The sequence below is a fragment of the Pseudooceanicola aquaeponti genome, assembly GCF_050897975.1.
Taxonomy (GTDB): domain Bacteria; phylum Pseudomonadota; class Alphaproteobacteria; order Rhodobacterales; family Rhodobacteraceae; genus Pseudooceanicola.
In genome coordinates, this window is sequence record NZ_JBPAXY010000009.1 from 44,362 (window position 1) to 68,201 (window position 23,840).

The following is a 23,840-nucleotide window of genomic DNA, read 5'->3' on the forward strand; positions in this document are numbered from 1 at the left end:
CTCCGTTTATGTGGAGGCAAAAGAAAGCCGTTCGCTCAGGAGCGTTCGTCGTTGACAGTGAATCCTGCGAGACTTATCTTGAAGGTGACCAAACCATTAAGATCAGCTCTCAGGCCACACCGCTTGGGGGCTTTTCTTTTGCCTTTATTTCGATTGTCGTTCCTTTTTGCTCCTTGCCTCGTCGTTCTGGAGGATATGTCGCTGACATTGTCGTCAGTCGGTTTCCTTCCCCGAACCTTCGGCGCTCAAGTAGTCGGCGACTAAATCTCCGAGCTTCTCGAGACGCTCTTGGTCTATCGGCACACCTGCAACCTTGATGGATAGGTTTCCATCGACTGAAGTCGCCGAAAGATTTCGGTTGCCCACCTTGCGTTTGACCGTGAGCTTTCTGGGCTTTGCCTTCGGTTTGAGCTTGGGTTTGTTCACCCTCTCCAAGCTCGCTAAGGCTCCCTGCAAATCACGAAAGCTCATGTCGTAGACATTCTTGAACGCGTTCAAGATCTGATCCTGCGCAGCGAAAACAGACCTCGCTCGTGAGACTAGGCTCTCATGCACGCCAATTTTCTTTGCGAAGGCCACAGCTGTCAGCTTGTCTGCCCCAGAAGCCAACGTTTCATACATTTCACCAATCGAAACCAAACGCTCAAATGGGCTAAGATTCTCGCGCTCCTCATTCTCGCGGAACCGCAGAAACAACATCTCAAACTTGCTGTTCTCGGCGTTTCGCGCTTCCGGCGAAGCGAGGATTGCACGAAGAGGTAAACCCAACTCCGACGCGGCCGCCAGTCGGCGGCGTCCTGTAAGCATGACAAATGGAACACCAGTGACGTTCGACGGCTCCAACGGATCCGGCTCCCAATCCGGATCCTCGGGCCACACCAGAATGGGTGTGTCCTGCCCGTTCGAGGCAATGCTGTTTACCAGAGACCTGAATGCTTCCTGGGACATCCAGTCTTGACGGCGGTCTGTCCCCATCGGATCTGATATCTGGTCTGGCGACAGGCTTATTTCGTGGCGGCCGTTTAAGATATCCGAACAAAGCTCAGCTCTGCTTCGCTCCACAGCGGCTTGCGATTGCGCAAGCGCCCCTGATTTCCAAGCACTGCCGGCCCCCTTGAAAGGAGTAGAAACAGCGTCGCCCGTTTCTGCCCGGCCTTCGGGACCGGGCGTGCGCTCCTTGGATGTGTCGGGACTAGTAGCCTTGCTGACCAGCGACCTTGGAATACTGCGTTTCATGCTTCACCCTCGCCGTCATCTTCATAGAACTCGTCCATCCATGTATTGGCATAACCGCGTTCGAAGCCCGGCCAGAGTCGCGATACTATGGCGTCGTTAACCGCATCGGCATTCGTGATGAACCGGTTGATCCCCTTGCGTTTTCCCGGCGTGTCCGGCTCATATTCGTATACGGATTGATAGACGTCCGACGCATTCGAGATTGCGTCGGAACGCAGATAAAACACCGGCAGAATTTCCGTGGGGCAGTGTTCCAGCAGGTTTCCGATGTGGTTTAGATCCTGCGCATTGGATCGTTGGACGATCGTCGGCAACAGCATGTTGGCACCAGTTCCTATTTCGATCCGTTCATGGGCCAGAATATGCTGAAGCATCCCCAGCAGGCCGGTCACAAAGGTCGACAGCGTTGCGATGTCAAACCCCTTCATGGTTTGCGGGATGACCAGCGAAGTCGACGCAATCACGTTATTCAGCTGGAAAAGTGTCAACGCAGGCTGATAGTCGATGATGATGACATCGAGGGTCTCGGTCAGCGCAGCGTTCAGTCGCTGCTGATCGACCTTGCCCTCGACTACCAATTCGTTGGGCAGCGTTTTTGGCGGGTGGCCCGCTTTCCAGCGATCAAGGGCATCGCGCAGGTAGCGATAGAAGCTCTTTCCGGCGGGGGCCTCTCGCACAAGGCGCGCAATCTGGATCTCTCCCTCAGACGTTTCGCCATGTGCCGGCAGCAGACGCAGCCCCGGCCAGGAGGTCTTTAGAAAGAAGCTGTCGAGCGTCTGCGCATCGTGATCAGTGTATGGCGCATCTTCCGACTGGAAGAGGCCGGCAAAGTCCACCATGGAGGCGGTGTTTTCGTCGGGCATCTGGGGAAGACCTTCACCCCCGACAAAGTAGAGCGTTATCGTGCTTTGCGGGTCTGCATCCATGACACCAACGCGCATGCCGTAATGCAAGCTGAGATACTGCGCAAAATGCGCGGCGCTCAGGCTCTTAGCCGTGCCCCCTTTCTGGCTGGCAAACGAGATGACGGGTAAGGGGGCGTCGGGTTTGCGCCAGGCTAGGTAGTCGTAGGGCCGCTTTGCCGAGGCCGCCAGAAGGGCCCGCATGTGCATCAATTCGGAAAGCGTGAAAACACGCTCTCTTCCAACATATTCGCCCGCGGGAAAGTCGTCGCTCGAATTGGCGAACTTGGTTAGATACTGAATACTGACGTTCATAAACCTTGCGCACTGGCGCATTGACCACGTGCGCTTGATGCGCTGACGCAAGGTGAGTTCCTTGTTCACTGCCACCATCGTGCGCTCAAGCCCACGTGACAGGTCCGTCAAAAACTGTTCTAGACTACCGCTCATTCCTAAGCCCTGACTTCGGTTGGGTCCGAGTTCGACTCGATTCTGCTTCTATGGTAGCACGGTTTTGGAGGAAAAATAAAGATACCACGCGCCTATGAGTTTCAGGCGCTTATTTAGAAGCTCCACCACCCCTAAAACTCCAATCTTGAACGCGTTCAAGATTGGAGTCTTGATGGGCCGGTCGGTGGAGAACCGACCGGCCTTAGCCGTCACGCGGCGTCTTTGGGACCCCAGGGGATGACGGCCTGCAGGGACAGATCGTCCTGGTTCGCGGCCTTGCCGAGGTTGGCGTTGAAGCCGTGGTCGCGGATGGTCAGCGTGTAGTAGTCAGCGCCGGTCTCCTTGTTCTGCTTCTTCCAGATGCCGCCGCACTCGACCAACTTGCCGCGCGGGGAGCGGCCGAGGACGCGGTGCGTGGGGGCCATCGGGTTCGAGCTCGCGACGGGTTCGACCGTGATGTCGAGGTCGAAGGTCAGGGTCGAGATGGAGCCGACGCCCTTGGCGGTTTCGATGTCGGCGCTGGTGAATTTGATGCAGTTCGTGGTCATTGCTCTTCTCCTTGTTTGCGTTGCAATGATGGTCACCTTGCAGCTGGCCAAGGCCCGGCCACACCGAAGGCGGAGCGCAGCGGAGAGGGGCAGGCGCCGGTCTTTTTGGTCCGCGCGGAATGACCCGCAGGGTCAGGGGAAAAAGATCGGCGACAACCTTTGTGGACGGGACGACAGCTGCGACCAGCATGTCATGCAACTCAGACAAAGGGAGAAGTGCGGTGGCCATGAAGGAAAGTAGGGGAACAGACGAGAGAGATGCCGCAAGGAGTAGGGATTGTCTTCTCGTCCATCCAAACTTCAAGACTCTTCGAAGACCAAAGCCGTCAGATCACAAATCGATGGCAACGGCAGAGCATTCGCCCATCCTTCCGTGGCATCACAGGGGCGTTTGCGTTCGCATTCGGAGATGCAGGCGTCCAGATACCATCGAGTTGCCAGACACTCATCCGCTCTGGTGCCCGACTAATGGCCAGACCTGGCTCTGAGATTCTTCGCGTGTCGCTGTTATCCTCAGACCAATGGAAGTGTCCTGAGCCAGAGATAAAAACGAGGTCATAGCGCGCTCAACAACTCGATTGCATGTGCCAGTGGTAACGCTCGAATGTCCTTCGCGACGGGGACCTCATGCTCACCGGCATAGACCAGGAGCTTTCGGTTGGCTCCAATGTCCTCGGCCCCTGTGTGAAATCCTCTCGAAACCTTTGGTGCAGTCGTCCGTTTGATCTCAACAGCCCAGATGTCGCCGCTTGGCAAACGCAAAACCAAGTCGAGTTCAGCACCGGCCGAAGTGCGATAGAAGAAAGGTTCGGTGCCTAAAGGGGCGGCAGCAAGAAGCGCCTCGATACAGAACCCCTCCCAACTGCCACCGACGACCGGGTGCCCGAGCAAGCCTTCTGTCGTGCCGATGCCCAACAGCGCATGCACGATGCCGCTGTCTCTCACATAGACCTTTGGCGATTTCACCAGACGCTTGCCGACATTCTCGTGCCAGGGCTGCAGGCGTCTCACCAGCATGAGATCGACGAGCAGATCGAGGTAGCGCCCAACGGTCTGGCCGGACACGCCCAATCCCTCGGCAAGGGCCGCGGCGTTCAGAAGGCCGCCCTGGACATGCGCAAGCATCGTCCAGAACCGCCGCAAGGTCGCTGCCGGAATCCGAGGTCCGAGGGCAGGGATGTCTCGCTCCAGATAGGTGCGCAGGAAATCCAGACGCCAGTCCATACTTGCCCGATCGCTCGCGGCCTGAAAGCTGTCGGGAAAGCCGCCGCGCAGCCAGAGCAAGTTCAACTGATCGGCCCCCACCTCGTCAGGCTGCAAGGGGGGCATTTCAACATATCGAACACGACCGGCGAGGGATTCCGCCGTTTGGTGCAAGAGGATATTGGAAGCCGATCCCAATAGCAGGAACTGTCCCGTCCGAAACCCGGCCCGCCGACGCTGATCGATCTGGCCGCGCAAGGTTCTGAAGAGGTCAGGCATCTGCTGCACCTCGTCGAGGATGACGAGTTTGCCCGCCTGTTCGTCCAGATAGAGATCTGGTTCAGTCAGGATTTGCCTGTCCGCCTCACGCTCAAGGTCGAGATAGACAGATGGGCGCTCTGATGCGATGTCGAGTGCAAGTGTTGTCTTTCCGACCTGTCGGGGGCCGAGAAGGACCACAGCCGCTTGGCTCTCCAAGGAAGACTGAACGAATTGTTGGGTCTTGCGTTTGTACATACCTTGCAATTACTCCACGATACGGAAGATTTGCAAGGTTAATCTTACCTACGGCCATAGCTAGTTGCTCAAGCCGAAGTATCTTACTGCCCCAGCAAAACAGCCGTGGCCAAGGAGCATCGACGCAAAATGAGTGCATTCAAATCTGTATCCAAGGGCCTCGAAGAGGCTCTGGCCTTCGCGAATGGCGATTTGGCCGACGCCAAAGTGCATGAAGTGTCCGTGGCGGAGGTCGATGTCGCCGAAGTCCGGCAACGGACGGGCCTGTCCCAGGCCGAGTTCGCCAAGAGCATTGGCGTCGCGAAAGGTACGCTCCTGAACTGGGAACACGGGCGCCGGCACCCGACAGGCCCAGCACAGGTTCTGCTGGCATTGATCGCCAAGAAGCCTTCCGTCGTACAGGACCTCTTGCGCGGGGCGTGAACCGGGGCCTAAGCCCCGATCCTCTTGATGCGGATTCCGAGCTTGCGGGCCTTGTCGACGATGTTCTCGGTGATGCCCGAACCGGGCGTGGCAATCAGACCCTGTGGCATGGTTTCGAGCATCTTGTCGTTGCGCTTGAAGGGGGCGGCCTTGCCGTGGCTCTTCCAGTCGGGCTTGAAGACCACTTGGGTAACGCCACGGGTATCTGCCCAGCGGGCCGCGATCATCTCGGCACCTTTGGGCGTACCGCCGTGCAGCAGCACCATGTCGGGATATTTCGTATGGGTGGCATCGAGGACGGACCAGATCAGATCGTAGGCGTGATAATCCCCGCCCGAGAAAGCGATCCGCGTGCCTTCGGGGCAGTGCACCTCGGTCTCTTTGCGGCGCTTGGCCGAGAGATAGGCCCGGCTGTCCACCACGGCGGAAGTCAGGCCGCGATGCGAGACCTTGGAACCGGTGCGGGGCAGCCAAGGAGACCCGGTGGCGGCCGAGAAGTGGTCCACGGCCAGATCGCGCATCTGTTCGAAGGCGTCGCGATGGTCCCAGAGCTTAAGCCCGATCAACTGGAGGCGTTCCAGTTCAACCGAAGCGACCTCGGAACCGTCCTGGATGGCCAAACTTTCCCGGACCTCGAATTCGTTATCGTCGAGAAGCTTCTGGATATGGGCAAGCCGGCGATGGAAGATCGAGGTGAGGGACCAGAGCATCTCTTCGAGATTGTCTTCCAACTGGCTGCCGGTGAGGAGGCCGATAGTGGTGTCGAAAAGTGTCGCCATGGCGAGCTCGACCTCGTCAGGCTGGGGCAGGGGGCGATGATCGGTCTCGCCGGGTCCTGGTGTTGCGCCATGAAGTGCGAGGTGGTCGAGGATGGCGGAGGTTACGCCGGTTTCCTCGGGGATGTCTGTCTGATGGGGCATTGTCTGGTTCCTCTGATTGATCTGACCCGATTTGGATGGGGCGATAACAGGACCGGCGGCGACCGGGCCGCATCCGTCAGGATCGGAGCGCAGCGGAGAATGCGCCCAGGGCCGGAAAATTGCTCCCGCGAGGAATGAGCCGAAGGCTCAGGGGAATTTTCTGGTGCGGGGCGCATTGCTGTCCGGGCGAGGAGCACTCTGCTCCGACCCGCCGGTCCATCGCTCCTCTTTTCCAAACGGGTTCAGATCGAACCCGCGGAACCTTTGCCCTGTCGGACGTCACTTATGGGGCTGGCGCTCACCCGTCCTCGATCTCCAGACCTTGTACTTTCATGGCCTCAAGCAACGACCGGCGCAGCGCATCTTTGCCAAATGCCCGCAGATCGTCGTTGAAATCGCCCATGTTTGGCACGAGACCACCACAGGCAATACCAAGCGATTCCAGTTGGTTACGCAGTCTCAGTGATGCGGTTCGTCCCGCTTCGTCATTGTCCCGCGCGATCCAGATACGCTTGATCCCCGGCGGCGGGATGAAGAGGCCGAGATGGGTGGCAGTGAGACAGGAGGCGAGGTCAAACTCGGAGAGAGCCGTGCCGACCGAGAGGGTGTTCTCGAGACCTTCACCGACGATGAGATCGCTGCGCGCCTTGCCGGACCAGAAGCGGATGGCATGGCCGTGCAGCTGTCCGAGGATCCGCTTCGGGCTCTCGATCTCGGCCAAACCGCCGGTGGACGGGTCGAGATAGAAGCGTGCGCAGCCGGTGATCTGGCCCCGATTGTCGGTGATCTTCGCGAGCAGGGCAGGGGCCCTTTGCGGCGGATCGGCGTCGTCCTCGCCCTGCCGCAGGAAAACCCGCGGGTGATAACGCAGCGCCGGACCCAGCCGTGTGATCCCGCGCCCCTGCAGATAGGTGGCAGCCAAGGTGCCGAGAACCGGCTTGCCAGCGGCAAAGAGCTTCCGCGCCCGCGCAATGCGTTTGCTAGAGGCAGCATCGGGGCACTCAGCCCTTTGGGTGTCACAAGGTAAGGAAGGGCAGGGGGCCTCGCCGAGAAAGGACCGGGCCTCCCTCAGCGTTTCCTTGAGCGTGACCGAACCAAGCCGTTCATGCATCAGGTCAATCAGATCGCCATACTCACCGGTCGCGAAATCGGTCCAAGATCCGGCTTTGCGCCCACCCTGAGCTTGCAGCCGGATGGCGAGGCTCTGACCCTTTGCGCCCGAAGTGTCGCCAACCTGCCAATAGTTGCCCTGCTTGGACCCCTCGGGGAAATACTGGCGGCAGAAACTCTCGGCGCGGTCTGCAAGATCAGCCGAGAGGTCTGCGATGCTGCGCCGCGCGCTCATGCGGCTGCATCCGCTGCGCTTGCGCCAACCGGATGCGCGGCAAGGACCCGCGCCAGCACCTCGGTGCAATCCACCGGGATGAACACCCGCGTCTTCCACTGGATCACCTCGGTGAAACAGCCCAAGGCCTTCAATGCGGGCAGTGCCGCGCCCGACGCTCCGATCAGCTCGAGCCTCGGCTGTCCCATGACCAGAGAGCGACGCAACTGGTAGCCCCCAAGCAGGCTGAGGGTCGTCTTCGCGTCCATGACCGCGCCGAACACCTCCTGCGGCGTCATCTCAATCTGGCAGTCGAGACCAAGGCGCGCATAGACATTGAGAAGCTGTTCCTGGCTGACCAAGCGGCCGATGGCGCGCTCCCCGTCCTCGGTCTGCAGACGATAGATCCGCATGTTGTCGGCGGGCAGCCGGTCCCAGATCGGCAGGAGGAGGCCGCAGATCAGCGTGATCTTCGATGTAGTGAACTCCGGCACCGCGTCGACCTCGGCCTGCCAGAGCTGCTCGAACATCGCATCATCGATCTCTTCCCAGTGCGACTTCGAGAACTCGGTCAGCGCGAGGATTTCGGTCGCCATGGGCCGCAGGAGCTTCACCCGCAAGATCGGCACGCCATCCTCGTCCATGAAGGCCGGCGCTTTCACCATCAGGGCCGCGCGTTTGGAGGTCTTGTTCCAGCACAGCGTCGCGCCTCTTGTGTCGGCGCAGATGGCTTTGACGCGGGGCAGAGTGAGCGGATCGTTGCGATCGATACGCTCCACGGTCAGCGCAGTTGCCGTCGCGCCCGTCGCCTCATGCTCGAAGATGACCTTGCGATCAACGATCTCAAACTTCTCGGCGCGCAGGGTCTCTAGCCCGACATCGAGGGTGCCTGCCTGACGCGCGTCCTCAATTATCGCCGAAAGAAACCCGCCGAAGGCCTCGAAGATCGCGTCCTGCATGTCGATGCGGAGCGCGAGGCAGCGGTTCAGGAACTGCTGGATCGGCGGCAGGGTTTCCTTCATCGTGCCATCCGCCTCATCGAGCGTCAGCCCGGTCATCTCCTGGAACCTGGAGTAGGAGCAGGCGTCGATCTTGCCCGCGCGCAGCTTGTAGAAGAACTGCCGCAACGCCGCTCGTGCATAAGGGCTCTCGAGGTTGTCCTCGGCGCGGAACATGTTCTGCCCACCCGTCTCGCGTTGCCCCTTGGTGATGGCCCCGAGCGTATCGAGGCGGCGGGCGATGGTGGAGAGGAACCGCTTCTCACCCTTCACGTCTGTGGCAACGGGGCGAAAGAGCGGCGGCTGCGCTTGGTTCGTGCGGTTGGTACGCCCCAGCCCCTGAATCGCATTGTCGGCTTTCCAGCCAGGCTCAAGCAAGTAATGCACCCGGAGGCGCTGGTTCTTTGCACCAAGATCGGCGTGGTAGCTGCGCCCCGTGCCACCGGCGTCAGAAAAGATCAGGATGCGCTTGGCGTCATCCATGAAGGCCTGGGTTTCGCCGAGGTTGGAGGAGGCGGCTCGGTTCTCGACCTTGAGCCGCCCTTCACGCGTCCTCGCGATGCGCCGCTTGCGCCCCGTGACCTCGGCCACCGCATCGCCCCCGAAATGCCACAGGATCTGATCGAGCGCGCCCTGCACCGGGGCAAGGGCACCGAGATGCTCGACAAGCTCATCCCGCCGCCGCTCCGCCTCACGGCAGATAATCGGATTGCCATCACCATCGAGGGCGGGACGCGAGCGTAGGTCGCCGTTCTCGTCGGAGTAGGGCTCGAAGAGCTGCGTCGGGAAGCTGTGCATGAGGTAGTCCATGATGTTCTCGCGCGGCGTAAAATCGACCTGCAGGTCGTCCCACTCCGAGGGCGGGATCTCTTCGAGGCGCCGTTCCATCACCGCCTCGCTGGTCGAGACCACCTGAATCACGGCCGAATGCCCCGCGGCCAGGTCCGCTTCGATCGCATGGATGAGCGAAGGGCATTTCATGGCGGTGATGAGATGATTGAAGAAACGCTGCTTGTTGCTCTCGAAGGCCGAGCGCGCAGCGGATTTCGCCTGGGGGTTCAGCGTACCGGTCTCGGAGGAAATACCCGAGGCCTGAAGGGCGGCCTCCAAGTTGGTGTGGATGATCTGGTAGGCATCGGCATAGCTGTCATAGATCGCGATCTGTGCGGGCGTCAGCTCATGCACCAGCATTTCGTATTCGACCCCGGCATAGGAGAGGGACCGCGCAAGATAGAGCCCGAGCGCCTTCAGATCGCGCGAGATCATCTCCATGGCAGCAATGCCCCCGGCCTCCATCGCGGCAACGAACTCGGCCCGCGTCACGAAAGGGAAATCACCCGTGCCCCAGAGCCCGAGACGGGAGGCATAGGCGAGATTGCCGACCACCGTCGCGCCGGTCGCTGAGACGTAGAGCACCCGGGCATCGGGAACGGCATTTTGCAGCGCGAGGCCAGCAAGGCCTTGTTGGGATGCCTTCTTGTCGCCGCGGTCGGACTTTTCGCCGGCGGCATTCGCCATGGCGTGGCTTTCGTCGAAAGCGATGACCCCGTTGAACCCCTCGCCAAGCCAGGACGTCACCTGATCGAGGCGGGAGGCTTTCCCGTCGCGTTCAGCAGAACGCAGGGTGGCATAGGTGACGAAGAGGATGCCCTCTGGGAGACGGATATCGCTCCCCTGGCGGAATTTCGAGAGCGGCACGATATCGCTTTCACGCCCCCCAAGCGCCATCCAGTCGCGGCGCGCATCCTCGATGAGCTTGTCGCTCTTCGAGACCCAGACCGCGCGGCGTCGTCCTTGCAGCCAATTGTCGAGGATGATGCCCGCGACCTGCCGGCCCTTGCCGCAGCCCGTGCCATCGCCGAGGAACCAGCCCTTGCGCAGGCGAAAGGCACCTTCGTCATCCTCAGACGCTGCCATCAGCTGACCTTCGATCTCGCCGCGCTTGAACCAGCCCTTGAGATGCGTCTCGTGGGCATTGCCCGCATAGATGACGCTTTCAAGCTGCGGCGCGGAGAGGAGACCGTCCGCGACGAGGGTCTTCGGCAGCATTGGGCGGTAGGTCGGGACAGGCGGCGGGACAGAGGCCATGGCCGCGGATTGCACGAGTGCGGTCGGATGAGCGGCCGCGCCGTCGATCCGGATCGATTGCAGGTCATAGGCTTCGTAGACCGTATCCTGCAGCGCGCCCTCGGGTTCGCTCCAGGCTTTCGGCAGGTAGTCGAGCGGGGCCGTGTCGATGTCGTCGAACGGGTGCTTCGCGCGTTCCTCGGCGAGGGCGCGGGTTTCTTTGCGTGCTGCGTTGCGCAGGGCGTGGAGGTTGGTGCGGGTCGGGCGAGGTGGCACCGAAAGAGCCGCGCCAGTGGGGCAGGGCAGGGGGTTGCGGCGCGCGGGACAATGGGTGAGTACTACGGAGAGAAGATCACTCGTGGTCGCGCAGATCGGATGATAGGCGGCGTCAATATCAGCCGGTGCGGTCTCTTCAGCACCAGCCACGCGCTTGTCGATCACCGTCAGCCTCGTGTCGATCGTGGTGCCATGCCGCGCGAAGACCTTGCCGTCGATGGCTGCGGAAAACACCACGTCAGCGCTTTGCCTGATCCGCTGAAACGTAGGCTGGAAACTCTTGGTGGAGGGACGGAAACTCTCGCCGGTGATGACAACGAGACGCCCACCGGGCGCGAGGCGAGCAAGGGAAGACAGAACATGTTGGCTGGTGGCCTGCCGGAACCGGCCTTCGACGTGGCTAGCGGCCGAGAACGGTGGGTTCATCACGATGACCGAGGGCGTGATCGACCGATCCAAACGGTCGTCGATCGAGGCGGCATCGTGTTCCGAGACTGCAGCGTCGGAGAAAAGCTGCTCCAGCAACGCGCGGCGGGTCTCAGCGAGCTCGTTCAGCGCCAGGCGAGCGCCTGCGATCCGGGCGAAGATCGCCAGCATGCCGGTGCCGGCCGAGGGCTCGAGCACGAGTTCGTCGGCCCGAAACCCCGCCGCCTGCGCGACGATGGCTGCGAGCGGCAGAGGGGTCGAAAACTGTTGCAGACGGATGCTGTCTTCCGAGCGCCGCGTGTGAGAGGGCGCCAAACCGGCGAGGCGTTCGATCATGGAAAGAAAGGCGTGCGGCGTAGCCGCCTGCCGCTGTATCAGCGCACCGTAGCGCGAGAGCATCAGGATCTGGGCGACCTCTGCGGCCTCATAGACGTCCTTCCAGACCCAGGCACCACTGGTGTCGCTGGCACCGGAAGCTTCTTCCATCGCGGCGCGCAGGGCAGCGGCGTCGATGGGCTTGCCCGCCTCGAACTGGGGGACGAGGGTTTTCGCAGCCAGCAAAAGGTTTTGGGCGAAGCGCGAGGCTTCCGAGCGGGCAGGGGTCTCGGCCTCGGGCGCAAGCGGGACGGAATGGGGGTGAGCGTTCATCGGCAATCTCCGGGGTTGAGGGTTGGCCCCAAGCCCCGCGCGCACTCTCTCACCCGGGAGGGGTCACCCCTCCCGCCCTGTCTCTCGCTCTTTCATGGCAAAGCCCCGGTGCAAATTTGCCCGTTATCAGGACGACCGCAGATGCCTCGGCACGTCCATGGACTGATGCAGGACCCGGATCACGAATATCCTGTCCGGGTCCACCTCGTAGAACACGAGGTGCCGACCCGTGATCAGTTTACGCGCACCCTGCTGGAGGTCGGAGCAGTCCGATCCCATTTGCGGGTTGGCGATGAGCCCCTTCAGGGCACGATCGATGTCGTCGAGATAGCGGTCCGCCTGCGCCGCGCCCCACTGTCGATCTGTCTCGACCCAGATGTCGACGAGATCGGATTTTGCCGCCTGGGAGTGATGGATTTCACGCATCAGAAGCGCCAGAGCGGCTCCGCGCCTCGCGCTTGATCTCATCCATGTCAAGCGGACCGGCGTCACCGGATTGTTTGCCCTCCATCAGCGCAACGCGAAGCCGCGCCCGCTGACCTTCCTGCTCCTCCATCAGGCGCAGAGAGGCGCGGATCAACTCGCTGGTTGACCCGTAACGCCCCTCTTTAAGCATCAGGGCGATGAATTCGTCCCAATGGGGGCCAAGTGTGACGCTTGTGCTTGCCATGCTCATCTCCAGAATACGCATGAATAAGATATATGAGTATTTCGGGCATTTCAACTCGGGGGTGGGCTTGCGCCCTGTTCGGCGCCGGCAGGTCTGTGCAGCTCTCGCAAAGTCAGGTGATCTACAAATGCTCGTGCCTCGGACAGGCAGTCCAACTCATAGTGCCCGAAGAACCCCCAGCAGGCATCGACCTCCTCGCCGTCACGCTCGACGACATAGCCATAAACCTGGCCGCCGAGGTAGGCATCGAAGGTGACGATCTCAGCGCGCAGAATGTTTTTGGCCTTTTCGCGCATCGCCTTGGTGACGCGTTTCACGCCGAACTCTTCCCGGACCGCGTCGAGCGTCACGTAGACATAGCCGACTTGGCTGGAATCCCACGGGCAGTGAAACCCGATCGTGTTCATCGCGAGACCGGAATGATCGTAGAGAAACACGGGCAATAAGATCGCCTTGCGCTCGGCGCGCTCGCGCAGCTGCTCAATCGAGAGGTCGCTCTGGTCTGTGACGCCCGAGAGATCGCGCAGGAGCGCATCTGGGCTGTCGAAGGGATGGCTGTCGCCCAGCCGATAGCGCCGGTGCCAGCAGATCAGTTTCCCGAGGTTGGACCACTCCCTCGGGCTCTCAGTATCCGGGTCATGGTAGATCTTGATGGTATGGCCTTGGTAGGCCTCCTCGTAGACAGGGTCTTGCATTTCGATATCCTTTCTTGAAACGCAATCGACCCGCCGAGCCGGTTGAGGCCGCAGGCGGGTCGATTTGGACGTGGTCAGGTGGTCGGCGAGTTTGCCGTCCGGTGGATCAGGCAGCAGCGCGGTTCTGACGATCTTGGATGTGCTCAACCGAAACCTTCAGCAGCCAGTCCTCGAAGCCGAGAATGGTCTGGTGATTGACCACCGCCGCGACCCAAACTGCGCGCGGATCGCCAACAATCTGTGTCGGGTCGTTGTCGATCCGGCCATTGGCCATCCACGGCTCTGGCTGGATGCGCCCGAGCCAGTCCGCCAGCGACGGGATGCGTCCTTGGCAGTCTTCGCGCACATGCTGCTCGCCGATCCAGCGGATGGGAACAACCCGGCCCGCGCTGTTGGTCAGGCTGCGACCGAAGTGGCGTTCAGCATCATAGATCCCAACGGTATGATGTTTTTGGGCTCTGTGAACAAAGAGACCTAGGTGCTCTTTGGATGAGTCAAACCAGTCATGCACATGCTGGTAATCGTTTGGCACACCGCCAAACTTTCGGGCTGAGCTTTCAGCGTGATGGAGGGGGTGTGCCATGTCAGAGCCCCTCGTGTTCAGTGGTGTTGGTCTCGATGTAACGGTTCGAATGACTGACATCGATCTTGTCAGTCTCAAGCGACCAAGTCAGTTCACCATAGCCGCCCTCGTTGTTCTCGAACCCGGGGCACAGGGCATAGGCGAAGTCCCAGCCGAAATCTTCGGCCCGGCGCCGCAGGTCTTCCGTCAGGATGATCGTGTCAGGGGTCACCACGACATCCTCGACATTGCCGGAATCGCCGTAGCCTTCGTATTGCACCTCGATGTTCGTTACGCCGAGGGTGCGCAGTTCGGAAAGAAGCGTCGCGCGGGTTTCTACCCGCTGTTCGGCAGCACGCCTCTGGGATTCGAGTATCTGCGCGTAGAAATCAGTCTCTTGTGTCATGTCTTTGATCCTTTGGAATTGAGGAAATGGGAGGGCGACCATTACGCGGGGTCGCCCAGGAAGTTTCCTGCGGGGCTTCAGGCCGCAGCGTCGCCGCGGTCTTCAGCCGTCCGATCTACCAGGTTGAAATAGAGGTTCTCGGTCGCGCGCTTGAACCCCGGCGGTTTGCGCGGGGCGAGACAACGCACCGAAGCGCTGCAGCTCTCGCCGTGCTCCATTGCGAACTGCGTCACCTTGTCGATCAGGTCATCCATTCCCGCGGCCTGGATGCGCTTTTCGGGGTAGCTCGCCATCATCTGGAACTGAGTGACAACGAAGGCGCCATCGCGATGCGCGGGATAGAGGGTAATCTGGTAGTCGAGTGTCTTGGCCATCTCTGGTCTCCTGTGGCGGGCCGGACGCGGGTATCGCGCCCTTTGGAACCCGCCAGCCTGAAAGGACCGCCCTTTGTGCAAGGGCGGTCCGGGGCGGTGACTAGGGATGGGGGGCGTCAGTATTCCGACGGCAGCAGCAGGGTCAGGACCCGACGCGTTTGCGCAAGGTCAGAGGGCTCGGGGGAGCCGTATTGGTAGTCGACATCGTACAGGTCGAGTTTGAACCAGACCGTCGTGTCCTCAAGCTCAATGACACCCATCTCGTGCCAGCCATGGGGGTCGCTGTCGGCAATGAAGGTGTCGAAAGCGGCGACGCGGCGGGTGAGTTCCAGCTGCACATCGAGCCCAAGCGCCGCGACGCCGCGTGTCATTACGAACTGGCCCTGCGGGGCATCGGCAACTGGGGCATTGCCAAGGATGGTACGGCGAAAGGCGTCATTCTGCGCAGCGATAAGTGCGGCTTCCTGAACGGGGTCGAGGTCGAGTGTGGTGGTCATAGGAATTCTCCGGGACGGGCCAGCTGATCCGTTATCGGCTGTGGTCAACCCGCCAGCCGGAAAGGGCCGCCCTCGATGTGAGGACGGCCCAGAGATCATGTCAGGTTCAGGTCGGTGGTCGCTTCGTCAGGCAGCATCCCCACTGAGGAAGGCTGGCAAGGACGACGGTTCGTCGTTCTCGGCATCGATCTGAGTATCTGAGGCGGGCTGGTCGCCTTCTTCGGCCTCGGGCACATCGTCACCCATGTCGGCGTCAGCGTCCATCGCACCGGCAAACGCCATCCCGTCGGGCAGCCAGCGCGTCGTCTTCGCAACCGTCGCCGCGCCGAACCCTTCCGTCTCGCCGGCGGTTTCCGCGAAAGCCCGCTCCATCGCGGCCGCGATATCGCCCTTGCGCTCGCGATTGCGATCTTCGGCGTAGTCCTCGCTGATCAGCTTGAGCGCAGTCGCGACTGCATGGCCCTTGTTGACTCGACCCCAGTAGTTTTGCGCGGTCGGGCGCCAGCAGGCCGCCACATCGACATCAAGCCGCGCGCCAATCTCCTCGATGATTGGGGAGGGGCGATTGTCGGAGGAGAGCTGCGGCTTTACCGCCAGACCCGTCGCCCAGGCGAAAAGCGCCTGCTTATCGGCAAGAGGCAGCGCCGACATCACCCGGAAGTCCTCTGGTTTCTCGAGCTTCATCCAGTCGGTGGCGAGGTCCTGTTCCAGTGCCTCGAGCATTTTCTGGGCGACAGTATCCGCATGCAGCACCTCGCGGTCTTGCGCCTGGAAAGGCCGGATCGAGATGTCGAGCGCTTCGTTGTTGTAGGACCGCCCCAAAGCCTGTTCGCAGAGCGCGTAGAGCATCGCATCGAACGCCACCTCGAAATCCGCCGCCAGATGCGCCCGCAGGATGTGCTGACGCGTCGCGCGCAGATCGTCGGCGAGGCTCGCCGAAATCCCATCCGCCTTGCGCAAGGTCGCCGCCGGATCGGAGGTTGGCACCGGCGTCGAGGAGGTTGGCGGCGTCACGTGCGGGCGGGCAGGGGATGGGGCATCACCCGCTTCAGCACTATCCTCGCCCGGCTCGGTCGCAGCGGGGATATCTTCTGGTCGCACGAGGCCTTTCTCGACACGTAGCGCCCCGTCATGACCGATGGTCAGAACCACGCCCGCGATGGCACGATCTTCGTCCGCGTACGGTTGCCGTTCGCGCTGCAGGGCTTCGATCTCGCGCAAACGCGGCTCGATTGCGTAGTATTCCTCCGTCTCCGCCTCAGACCAATCCTCGCCGTCGTTCTGCGCCGCCAATTCCTCTTCGCGGGCGATGAGACGTTCCTCCTCGGCGAGCAAGTCCGGATCGGGATCGACATCCTGCGGATAGACCCGCCCGAAACTGCGAAACGCGCCGTAGTCGACCGAGAGGTGAACCTCGACCCATTTCCACATCCCCTCAAAAGTCTTGGCCGCAGCCTGCAGCCTCTCGATGGCGAGGCGCTCCAGGAGCTCGGGGTTTTCCATATGGGCGCTGGCACGATCGTCGAAGAGATCGCGCAGCAGAACGCCGCCTGCCGCCTCATACGCCTCGATGCCGACAAAGCGCCCGAGGGCCGAGTTCGCCGAATGCGCGGTCTCAGTCAGCTGGCGTTTGATGCTCTGTGGGTGGATGTGATAGCCGCCCTTCACCGCGTTCCAAACTGCCAGTTGGCGGTCATGGTCGTCGGTCAGCGTGAAAGCCATCACGCATTCGAGGGTCAGATCGCCCGCACGGAATTGTTCGATGATCTCGGGCGCGACACGGGCGAGTTTGAGACGACGTCGCACCAGGTCGACCGAGACGCCGAACTTCAGCGCGATCTCGTCCTCGCTGCGCCCCTCGGCGATCATCGCCTCAAAAGCTTCGAACTGGTCGGCCGGGTGCATCGCCGCGCGCTGGAGGTTTTCCGTGGTAGATGTGAGGATGGCGTTGCGCTCGTCCTCGACGAGGCAGGGCACGGGGTGATCAACTGGGATCACGCCGTCATCGGCGAGCTGCTTCAGCGCCTTGAGGCGGCGACCGCCGGCATCAACCGCAAAACGTGTCTCAGACAGCGCATGAACCACCAGGTTCTGCTTGATGCCGGTTTCGCGAATGCTTGCGAGAAGCTCGGCTTCGACGCTGGCGCTCGGCGCCACCTTGCGAACGTTGAGCGGGCTGGGCTCCAGCTGGTCGAGCGGGATCAGACGAATGTCGGTCGCTCCGTCTGCCGTTGCCGATGCGGCGGCTTCTGTCTTCTTCACGGTGGCGGGTTTCGGGCGGGTTGAGGTCTTGGCCATGGTCAGGGTCCTTGTTACGCCGGACCCGGATGAGACTCTCTCTATCCTATCAAGCCCGGCACCCGGGCTTCCCTTTCTCTGGCTTTTTCCAATTGCGGATCACGTCACCAATCGACCGTTTGTAAATGAATGCAAGGGCGCGCTCTGTGGCGCTGTTCATCAGAAAGCCCTTGGTTTCCATACGCAGAGCGCGATCAGGGAGGTCTCGCGGACCATCGCGCGCGCGTGCTATGTAAGGTGTACAAACGCACTCTGATAAAACCCTTGGGTAAAGCTCAAAATAGCTGTATTTTGCGCATATGAGGCCTGGAACCCCCGCATTGTATGATGAATCCGACGCGCTCGGCATTTATGCTGAGGAGGTCGAACAGGCGTCTGAGGACGACCTGTGGTTTCTGCCCGGTCCGATGGACGACGAGCCGGACTATTTGCCGCCGGGACCACGGGCCGAACCGCGTGAAACCGAGGTCCTCGACGAATGGCGGAAGGCAGAGGGCGGGCAGGCCGCGCGTCTTGCCCGTGTGGCCGGTCGCGTCGGCGCGCTGGACGACCGGTTGAAGCGCGGACCGGAAGGATGGCGGCATCGGCTTGCGCTGATGGAGGCCGCAGATTTGAGCTGGCACACCGGTGACCGCATCAGCCAAGACCGGCTGGCGCTCTGGATCTCGCTGCGCCTGTCCGGTGTCCAGGACGACACGGCGGCGCTGGCGCGAGTCGGATGGGCGATTCGGCGACTGACGGGTGGACCGGGACCGGAGCAGGACCTTTCCGCCTTCCTCGACCGTCGCGACCCCGAGAACATCAGTGATGAGACCGAGCCGTTCGTGGATCGCGCGAGCGGTTGGCTGGATCTGATGGGGCAGGCCACGGACCTGCACCCGATCACTCGCGCTTGCGCGGGCTTTCACCTCTGGCGCCTCGCGGGGCTCGGGCAGCACGACGACCGTATGGAAGCGGCTGTCGCAGCTGCGCGGATCGCGGCCAGCGATGGAAGAGGCGCAGTCTTCACGCCTCTGGCCATGGGCGGGGCAGGGGGACTACGAGCCGGTGGTTCACCGTTCGAACGTCTGGAACGCTGGCTATACGGGATGGAAGCCGCGTGCCTGACCGCGGTGCGGCACCTTGACGATATCGAGGCATGGTCGGCGCGGGCGGAAGCCGAAATGACATTGCTCTCGGGCAGGACGCCGCCGGCCTTGCGCGCAGTGCTGACCGAATGGCCGCTCGTCTCTGCGCCAATGGCCCAGGCCCTGACGAGTGCCAGTCGCGCCGCTGTTCAGCGCAACCTTGCATGGATGCAAGAGCGGGGTCTGATCCGCGAGGTGACAGGACAGGGGCGGTTCAGGATGTGGAAGGCGACAAACTGAAGGTTAGCGTGGGTCTCACCCGCTCACTCGACAGCAGCGATAACCGCGAGCACGCGGCAGGGCGCGCAGAAACTCACCAACACTTAATGCATTTGTTGCACTTATTTCATATATGGTGGTAGAGAACAGAAACCGGAGAGGAGACCACCATGAACATGCTGGCACACCGACATCTTCCGCCCACGCCGCAGGACGCAGCGATTGCGCGCGTCTCTGGCCAGGCATTGTCACGCTTCGCCCAGGCGCGCGCGCCGTTGAAACTTCGTGTGACGGACTCCGAGCAGATGGAGCCGATCGAGCTTCCTGCGGGCGCCGTATCGCTGCTCATGGAGATCCTCGAGGCGATGGCAGCGGGGCGGGGGGTCACCATCATCCCCGAGAACGCCGAACTCTCGACCGTACAGGCCGCTGAGGTTCTGAACGTCTCGCGTCCGTTCCTGATCAAGCTGCTCGAGGATGGTGCCATACCGCATCGGAAGGTCGGCAAGCATCGCCGCGTCCGCATGGAAGACGTGATGTCCTACAAGGCCGCGATCGATACCGAGCGTGAAGCTGCGCTCGATCAACTGGCCGCCGACGCTCAAGAGCAGGACATGGGCTACCGCTCGAAATGAGCCAGAACACGGTCCTGTTCGATGCGAACGTCCTTTATCCCGCGCCGATGCGCGATGCACTGATGCAGTTGGCGGTCACAGACCTTTTCAAGGCCAAGTGGACGGCCGATATCCATCGGGAGTGGATTGATGCGCTTCTGCGCAATGAACCTCATCGGGAGCGCGCCGCGCTGGAACGAACTCGCGACTTGATGGACAGGGCCACACGCGACTGTCTGGTCACCGGCTACGAGGCATTGGTGCCGGCCCTAACACTGCCGGACCCTGACGATCGGCACGTTCTGGCGGCGGCAATCGTTGGGCGCTGTGACGCGATCGTCACGCAGAACCTGAAGGACTTCCCACCAGCGGCACTTGCGCCCTTTGGCATCGAGACCCAACACCCTGACGACTTTTTCCGGAACCAACTGTCTCTCGCGCCCGGTCTGGTCTGTTCCGCGCTGCGGAAAGTTCGCGCGCGCCTCAAGAATCCGCTCAAAAGCGTCGACGAGTATCTCGCGATCCTGACACAGCAGGGGTTGGTCGCCACGGTTGCCGACCTGGAGCAATTCGCCGACCTGCTTTGATCCCAGAACTGCCCTGACTGAATACGTTCTGGCCAGAGTTGTGGCACCCGATCCATCATCACCGCGAGATTTCGCCCGCCAGGACTGCACGCCCGTGGACTGCAAGCGTAGCAGTGAACCTCGGGCAACCGAACTGCCGGATCACGGCGACAATGCGCGCATCGTACGCCGCTTGCCCTATGACGCGACACAGGTCTGACGCGTGAAACTGGCGGTTCGAGCTTGGCGCAGCCTTGATCTGTTCGTGCAGCTCGCGCTCTCGTGGCTCTTGAACCGGCTGTGGTGCGGGGAGAGCCGGTGGGCGCGTCGCTTCTCCAAGCGAGGTGCGCCACCGGCGCATGAAGCCGAGCAGGAAACCGGCCGGAACCTTGCTGTTCCCACGGGCCCGGTTGAAGGCAAGGAAGCGTTCCCAGATCACTTGCGTATCGACGTTCCAGCAGGGTAGGGCGCTCTTCGCGGCCTTGATCAGCTCGGCCCAGCATGTTCGGAACACGTTCGAGCAACCGTCAATGTTGATCTGTCCTGTGAATATAGTTTTGTTAGATTCTTCTCTAGATAGTGATGTGTCGTCTCCGTCTGACACGAGATCGTGGGTCTGTTCGCCGTCGTCAAAGGCCGCGAAGCGGAAGAGCCAGGGGGCGAACTTGCCGTTCGACTTCTCGCGCTCAAGCTTCAGTTCAGAAGTTTCAAGCTCACTCAGCAGAACGCTCAGGTACTGGCGCGAGACGCCCATCTTCGCTGCCAGAGAGGACAGGGTGAAGGCAGCCGTGCCGCGGGGCAGGCCGTTATACCCGTCCTTCCACGCAATTCCGTCGAGGATGAGCGTGGCCAGTTTGTGCGCCGAAACAGAGAGGTCTGTCTGCGTGATCCGCCTTAGGATCAGGCCAGTCGTTGGTTCCATGGTCGTATCTCCTGAGAGAGACGATGCCATGTCGAGAGCAAACAACATTCTTGCCAGCAAAAACACTTTGCTGGTTGCAGGGGTTCGGACACTGCGCTAGAAGAACCGTGTTCAGGGGTTTTTTTCTAGCGCGGCGTCAGGCTTCTCGGTCTGGCGTCGTTTCCCTTTTTTTGGGTGATGCACTGGGCGTTGTTGCAGAACTCAGTCGGTGAAGGATTCACATCGGGAATCCATGCGGTTAGACGATCTGCATGAGCAAGCCCAAGCCCGCCCGCTACCGCACGACGAACTGGTCCAGCTACAACGATGCGCTCAGGAAGCGCGGATCGCTGCTGATCTGGCTGGACAAGGAGATGACCTGGCACGCGCCGCATGAGGGACGCCCAGGGCGCCCGCCGGTCTTTTCGAATGCCGCGATCCAGTTTTGCCTGTCGCTCAAGGTTCTGTTCAAGCTACCGCTCAGGCAGACAGCCGGAATGGTCGCGAGCCTCCTGCGCCTGGCAGGGCTAGACTGGCCCGTTCCGGACTACTCGACGCTGTGCCGCAGACAGAAGACCCTCAAGGTGCAGATCCCCTATCGCCGTGCCGAAGGGCCGCTGAATCTTCTGGTGGACAGCACCGGCATCAAGTTTCTTGGCGACGGCGAATGGCAGGCCCGCAAGCATGGCGTTCAGGGCCGCCGCCAATGGCGCAAGGTGCATCTGGCGATGGATATCGCCACCTCGGATATCCGGGCCGTCGAGTTCACCCCTAGCCGGGAAGGCGACAGCCCAGTCCTGCCGGACCTGTTGGGCCAGATCCCCGAGGACGAGGACATCGGCACCGTGACCGCGGATGGTGCCTACGATACCCGCCGCTGCCACGGCGCCGTCATCGCACGCGGTGGCACGGCAATCATACCGACCCGAAGGAACGGTCGAGCTTGGAAAGAGGACTGCCCGGCTGCCAAGGCGCGCAACGAAACCCTGCGCGCCACGCGTCACTACGGTCGGGCATTCTGGAAGCGGTGGACCGGATACCACGCCCGTAGCCGAGTGGAGGCCAAGATGCGATGCCTGAAGGCCTTCGGTGAGCGCATCGCCGCGCGGGATCCAGATCGCCAAACCGCCGAAATCCACATCCGGGTCGCCCTTGTCAATCGCTTCAACGCGCTCGGCACCGCCCACGTCGTCCGCGTGGCATGAAACTGAATGGGAAAGGGGCACTCACAACTCAGGCCGACTTTCTGCAACAACGCCCATCGCGCCCCATGTTCAAGGTGGAGCGCTGGTGAATTGAGGGCAGAAACTGAAGACGACGGCCGCATCGCCCTCATTCAATCGGACATCTGGATCGGCTTTCCCCGAGCGGAGCAAGTGCTGGACCGGCTGCATGGTCTGATTGAGATGTCGCGGCAGACCCGCATGCCTGGCCTTCTGGTGCATGGGGCGTCCGGCATCGGCAAAACAATGATCGCCCGCAACCTGTCGCGACGCTATGCGCCGGAGTATGATCCGGAGTCGGGCGTCACCCACACCCCGTTACTTCTGTTGCAGGCGCCACCCGCTCCTGATGAGCGGCGGTTCTATATGCACATCCTCGCAGCCGTCGGAGCCCCGTCGTCGACGCTGAGCCTGAAGGCGCAGAGTGTTGCCTCGCTGGAAGTTCGGGTCGTGGGCCTTTTGCGCGACCTCGGGCTGCGGATGATCATGATCGACGAAGTCCACAACCTTCTTGCGGGCACGCATAGGGAACAGCGCCGGTTCCTCAATGTCTTGAGGTATCTCAGCAACGAGCTGGAGGCATCTTTGGTCTGCTACGGTGTCAGCGAAGCCGTCGATGCCATTCGCGGCGATGTCCAACTGGCCCGTCGGCTTGATGAACACCACCTGCCGAATTGGCGCGATGATGCCGAGTTTTCGGATATGATCCAGACATTGATCGCGGCCATGCCGCTGGAGAAGAAATCCAATCTGCAAGTGCGGTCGCTCAAGCAGATCCTCGCATTAACTGGCGGGGTGACGTCCCGCATCTTTGCCTTGGTCAAGGATCTGTCCATCGACGCGATCATCAGCGGTGACGAGTGCGTCACTGATGATGCCATCGCAAAATGGACACCGGTCTGGTCGCGCCATGCAAACGCTCAGCGACGGCTCGAGAAATCTGGGGCGTGACGTGTATCCCGCTGCCGATATCGGTGACGCCAGTGCCGGACGAGTTGCTTTCTGGTTGGTTATCGCGACTGGCCGCTTCCAATCATTGCGAGGTAGCAGACCTGCTCGCCCATATCGGGATCGACGCAAAATATGCTGCAGCCCTTGATTTTGATCTCGACATGCTGGCCGCGGATAGGATTTCCGTTGCGGCGCGCTTCGATCCAGCGTTCGTGTCGTCGATGACTTTCGCGGCGATGCCGGAAGCAGAGATGCGGTTGACCGCACAGGTGCCGTTCCAGGCTTGCACAAGCTGCGCTGATGGCGGCCTTGAGCTCAGGCACTGGCGTAGGGCCTGGGCGTTCGACTGCCAGATTTGTGGTGCCCGGCTTCTTCCAAAGGCCGACAGGCAAAATGGCGCAGCGGTCTCCGAAAAGCTGGTTGATCGTGCCCGCCGGGGGGCACGGATCCTGGAGCGTGTCGCGGTGTCGGGCAGCGCGCGTCAACTACGCCGAGCCATGCGGGCGGTCACCTTCGCGATGGGACTCAAAGCTTTATGTGGAGACCCTTTCTTCGCGCTTCAAAGCCCCCGCCCGAACATAAGGCTCTTCTGCCTTGCCGCCATTGCCTCCGCCCAATCACGTCCACTGGTAAAGGCTGCGTTGTGCAGCATGGACATCGACGTCTACGCACGAGTTGCCCTGCTTCGCGCCTACGATAAGGAGCCCCGACTGCTTGCAACCGTCGACCAGATTGCTCAGCGGATGCGACTACGCGTCGGCGGTTCAGCCACCTCATCTCAAATTTAAGGGCAAGAAAGG

23 protein-coding genes are annotated in these 23,840 nt (G+C 61.4%); 7 read left to right on the forward strand and 16 right to left on the reverse strand.

What is annotated here, in order from left to right:
* Nucleotides 1–213: 213 nt before the first annotated feature.
* From ACRARE_RS20900 to ACRARE_RS20915, 4 genes are all read right to left on the reverse strand, one after another.
* Nucleotides 214–1,236 carry a ParB N-terminal domain-containing protein gene (locus tag ACRARE_RS20900; RefSeq protein ID WP_037207731.1) on the reverse strand — a complete coding sequence of 341 codons (1,023 nt, stop codon included), beginning with the start codon at nt 1,234–1,236 and terminating at the stop codon, nt 214–216.
* A complete protein-coding gene (locus ACRARE_RS20905) occupies nt 1,233–2,588 on the reverse strand; it encodes a ParA family protein (protein ID WP_009804235.1) in 1,356 nt (451 codons plus the stop codon). Before ACRARE_RS20905 ends, ACRARE_RS20900 begins: the two co-directional genes overlap by 4 nt.
* A 209-nt stretch (nt 2,589–2,797) precedes the next feature.
* On the reverse strand, nt 2,798–3,136 hold the full coding sequence (locus tag ACRARE_RS20910) for a DUF736 domain-containing protein (protein WP_008335659.1): 339 nt from the start codon (nt 3,134–3,136) through the stop codon (nt 2,798–2,800).
* 555 nt (nt 3,137–3,691) lie between these two features.
* Nucleotides 3,692–4,855: an ATP-binding protein gene (locus ACRARE_RS20915; protein ID WP_008335662.1), complete on the reverse strand. Its 1,164-nt coding sequence runs from the start codon at nt 4,853–4,855 to the stop codon at nt 3,692–3,694.
* A gap of 129 nt (nt 4,856–4,984) precedes the next feature.
* Here ACRARE_RS20915 and ACRARE_RS20920 point away from each other — a divergent pair, with 129 nt between their 5' ends.
* On the forward strand, nt 4,985–5,278 hold the full coding sequence (locus ACRARE_RS20920) for a helix-turn-helix domain-containing protein (protein ID WP_008335665.1): 294 nt from the start codon (nt 4,985–4,987) through the stop codon (nt 5,276–5,278).
* Between the two features lie 8 nt (nt 5,279–5,286).
* Here the strand turns inward: ACRARE_RS20920 and ACRARE_RS20925 are convergent, their stop codons facing one another.
* The 11 genes from ACRARE_RS20925 to ACRARE_RS20975 all read right to left on the reverse strand — a co-directional run bounded on the left by ACRARE_RS20925 (nt 5,287) and on the right by ACRARE_RS20975 (nt 17,439).
* On the reverse strand, nt 5,287–6,198 hold the full coding sequence (locus ACRARE_RS20925; protein WP_008335666.1) for a DUF2493 domain-containing protein: 912 nt from the start codon (nt 6,196–6,198) through the stop codon (nt 5,287–5,289).
* Between the two features lie 298 nt (nt 6,199–6,496).
* Nucleotides 6,497–7,543 (reverse strand): DUF7146 domain-containing protein, encoded by a 1,047-nt coding sequence (locus ACRARE_RS20930; protein ID WP_008335668.1) that lies wholly within the window; start codon nt 7,541–7,543, stop codon nt 6,497–6,499.
* Nucleotides 7,540–11,937 (reverse strand): strawberry notch-like NTP hydrolase domain-containing protein, encoded by a 4,398-nt coding sequence (locus tag ACRARE_RS20935; protein ID WP_008335670.1) that lies wholly within the window; start codon nt 11,935–11,937, stop codon nt 7,540–7,542. Before ACRARE_RS20935 ends, ACRARE_RS20930 begins: the two co-directional genes overlap by 4 nt.
* Before the next feature lie 126 nt (nt 11,938–12,063).
* Complete coding sequence (locus tag ACRARE_RS20940) at nt 12,064–12,363, reverse strand: type II toxin-antitoxin system RelE/ParE family toxin (protein WP_008335672.1); 300 nt, start codon at nt 12,361–12,363, stop codon at nt 12,064–12,066.
* Entirely contained in the window at nt 12,356–12,607 is a 252-nt protein-coding gene (locus ACRARE_RS20945; protein ID WP_037207773.1) for a type II toxin-antitoxin system ParD family antitoxin, read from the reverse strand. Before ACRARE_RS20945 ends, ACRARE_RS20940 begins: the two co-directional genes overlap by 8 nt.
* Before the next feature lie 50 nt (nt 12,608–12,657).
* On the reverse strand, nt 12,658–13,302 hold the full coding sequence (locus ACRARE_RS20950) for a hypothetical protein (RefSeq protein WP_008335676.1): 645 nt from the start codon (nt 13,300–13,302) through the stop codon (nt 12,658–12,660).
* Between the two features lie 106 nt (nt 13,303–13,408).
* Nucleotides 13,409–13,885 carry a DUF6915 family protein gene (locus ACRARE_RS20955; protein WP_008335678.1) on the reverse strand — a complete coding sequence of 159 codons (477 nt, stop codon included), beginning with the start codon at nt 13,883–13,885 and terminating at the stop codon, nt 13,409–13,411.
* Between the two features lies 1 nt (nt 13,886).
* Nucleotides 13,887–14,270, reverse strand: a complete 384-nt coding sequence (locus ACRARE_RS20960; RefSeq protein ID WP_008335679.1) for a DUF6878 family protein — start codon at nt 14,268–14,270, stop codon at nt 13,887–13,889.
* Nucleotides 14,271–14,347: 77 nt separating this feature from the next.
* Nucleotides 14,348–14,644, reverse strand: a complete 297-nt coding sequence (locus tag ACRARE_RS20965; RefSeq protein ID WP_008335680.1) for a hypothetical protein — start codon at nt 14,642–14,644, stop codon at nt 14,348–14,350.
* A gap of 116 nt (nt 14,645–14,760) precedes the next feature.
* Nucleotides 14,761–15,141, reverse strand: a complete 381-nt coding sequence (locus tag ACRARE_RS20970; protein ID WP_008335689.1) for a DUF3768 domain-containing protein — start codon at nt 15,139–15,141, stop codon at nt 14,761–14,763.
* A gap of 126 nt (nt 15,142–15,267) precedes the next feature.
* Complete coding sequence (locus ACRARE_RS20975; RefSeq protein ID WP_008335691.1) at nt 15,268–17,439, reverse strand: ParB/RepB/Spo0J family partition protein; 2,172 nt, start codon at nt 17,437–17,439, stop codon at nt 15,268–15,270.
* Nucleotides 17,440–17,738: 299 nt separating this feature from the next.
* Between ACRARE_RS20975 and ACRARE_RS20980 the strand changes: the two genes are divergently transcribed.
* From ACRARE_RS20980 to ACRARE_RS20990, 3 genes are all read left to right on the forward strand, one after another.
* A complete protein-coding gene (locus ACRARE_RS20980) occupies nt 17,739–18,806 on the forward strand; it encodes a helix-turn-helix domain-containing protein (protein ID WP_007803223.1) in 1,068 nt (355 codons plus the stop codon).
* Nucleotides 18,807–18,955: 149 nt separating this feature from the next.
* Nucleotides 18,956–19,420 (forward strand): excisionase family DNA-binding protein, encoded by a 465-nt coding sequence (locus ACRARE_RS20985; RefSeq protein ID WP_007803221.1) that lies wholly within the window; start codon nt 18,956–18,958, stop codon nt 19,418–19,420.
* A complete protein-coding gene (locus ACRARE_RS20990) occupies nt 19,417–19,986 on the forward strand; it encodes a VapC50 family PIN domain-containing toxin (protein ID WP_432658383.1) in 570 nt (189 codons plus the stop codon). Before ACRARE_RS20985 ends, ACRARE_RS20990 begins: the two co-directional genes overlap by 4 nt.
* A 58-nt stretch (nt 19,987–20,044) precedes the next feature.
* Here the strand turns inward: ACRARE_RS20990 and ACRARE_RS20995 are convergent, their stop codons facing one another.
* The gene (locus tag ACRARE_RS20995; protein ID WP_007803218.1) at nt 20,045–20,887 is read right to left on the reverse strand and encodes a hypothetical protein; all 843 of its coding nucleotides are present in this window, start codon (nt 20,885–20,887) and stop codon (nt 20,045–20,047) included.
* 251 nt (nt 20,888–21,138) lie between these two features.
* On the opposite strand from ACRARE_RS20995, the gene ACRARE_RS21000 reads away from it, so the two are divergent.
* From ACRARE_RS21000 to ACRARE_RS21010, 3 genes are all read left to right on the forward strand, one after another.
* A complete protein-coding gene (locus ACRARE_RS21000) occupies nt 21,139–22,071 on the forward strand; it encodes an IS5-like element ISRhba5 family transposase (protein ID WP_007803217.1) in 933 nt (310 codons plus the stop codon).
* A gap of 90 nt (nt 22,072–22,161) precedes the next feature.
* On the forward strand, nt 22,162–23,040 hold the full coding sequence (locus ACRARE_RS21005; RefSeq protein WP_007803215.1) for a TniB family NTP-binding protein: 879 nt from the start codon (nt 22,162–22,164) through the stop codon (nt 23,038–23,040).
* Nucleotides 22,977–23,828, forward strand: coding sequence for a TniQ family protein (locus tag ACRARE_RS21010; protein ID WP_081731462.1), 852 nt, complete (start codon nt 22,977–22,979; stop codon nt 23,826–23,828). The genes ACRARE_RS21005 and ACRARE_RS21010 overlap by 64 nt, the downstream gene beginning before the upstream one ends.
* The last annotated feature ends 12 nt before the right edge of the window (nt 23,829–23,840 follow it).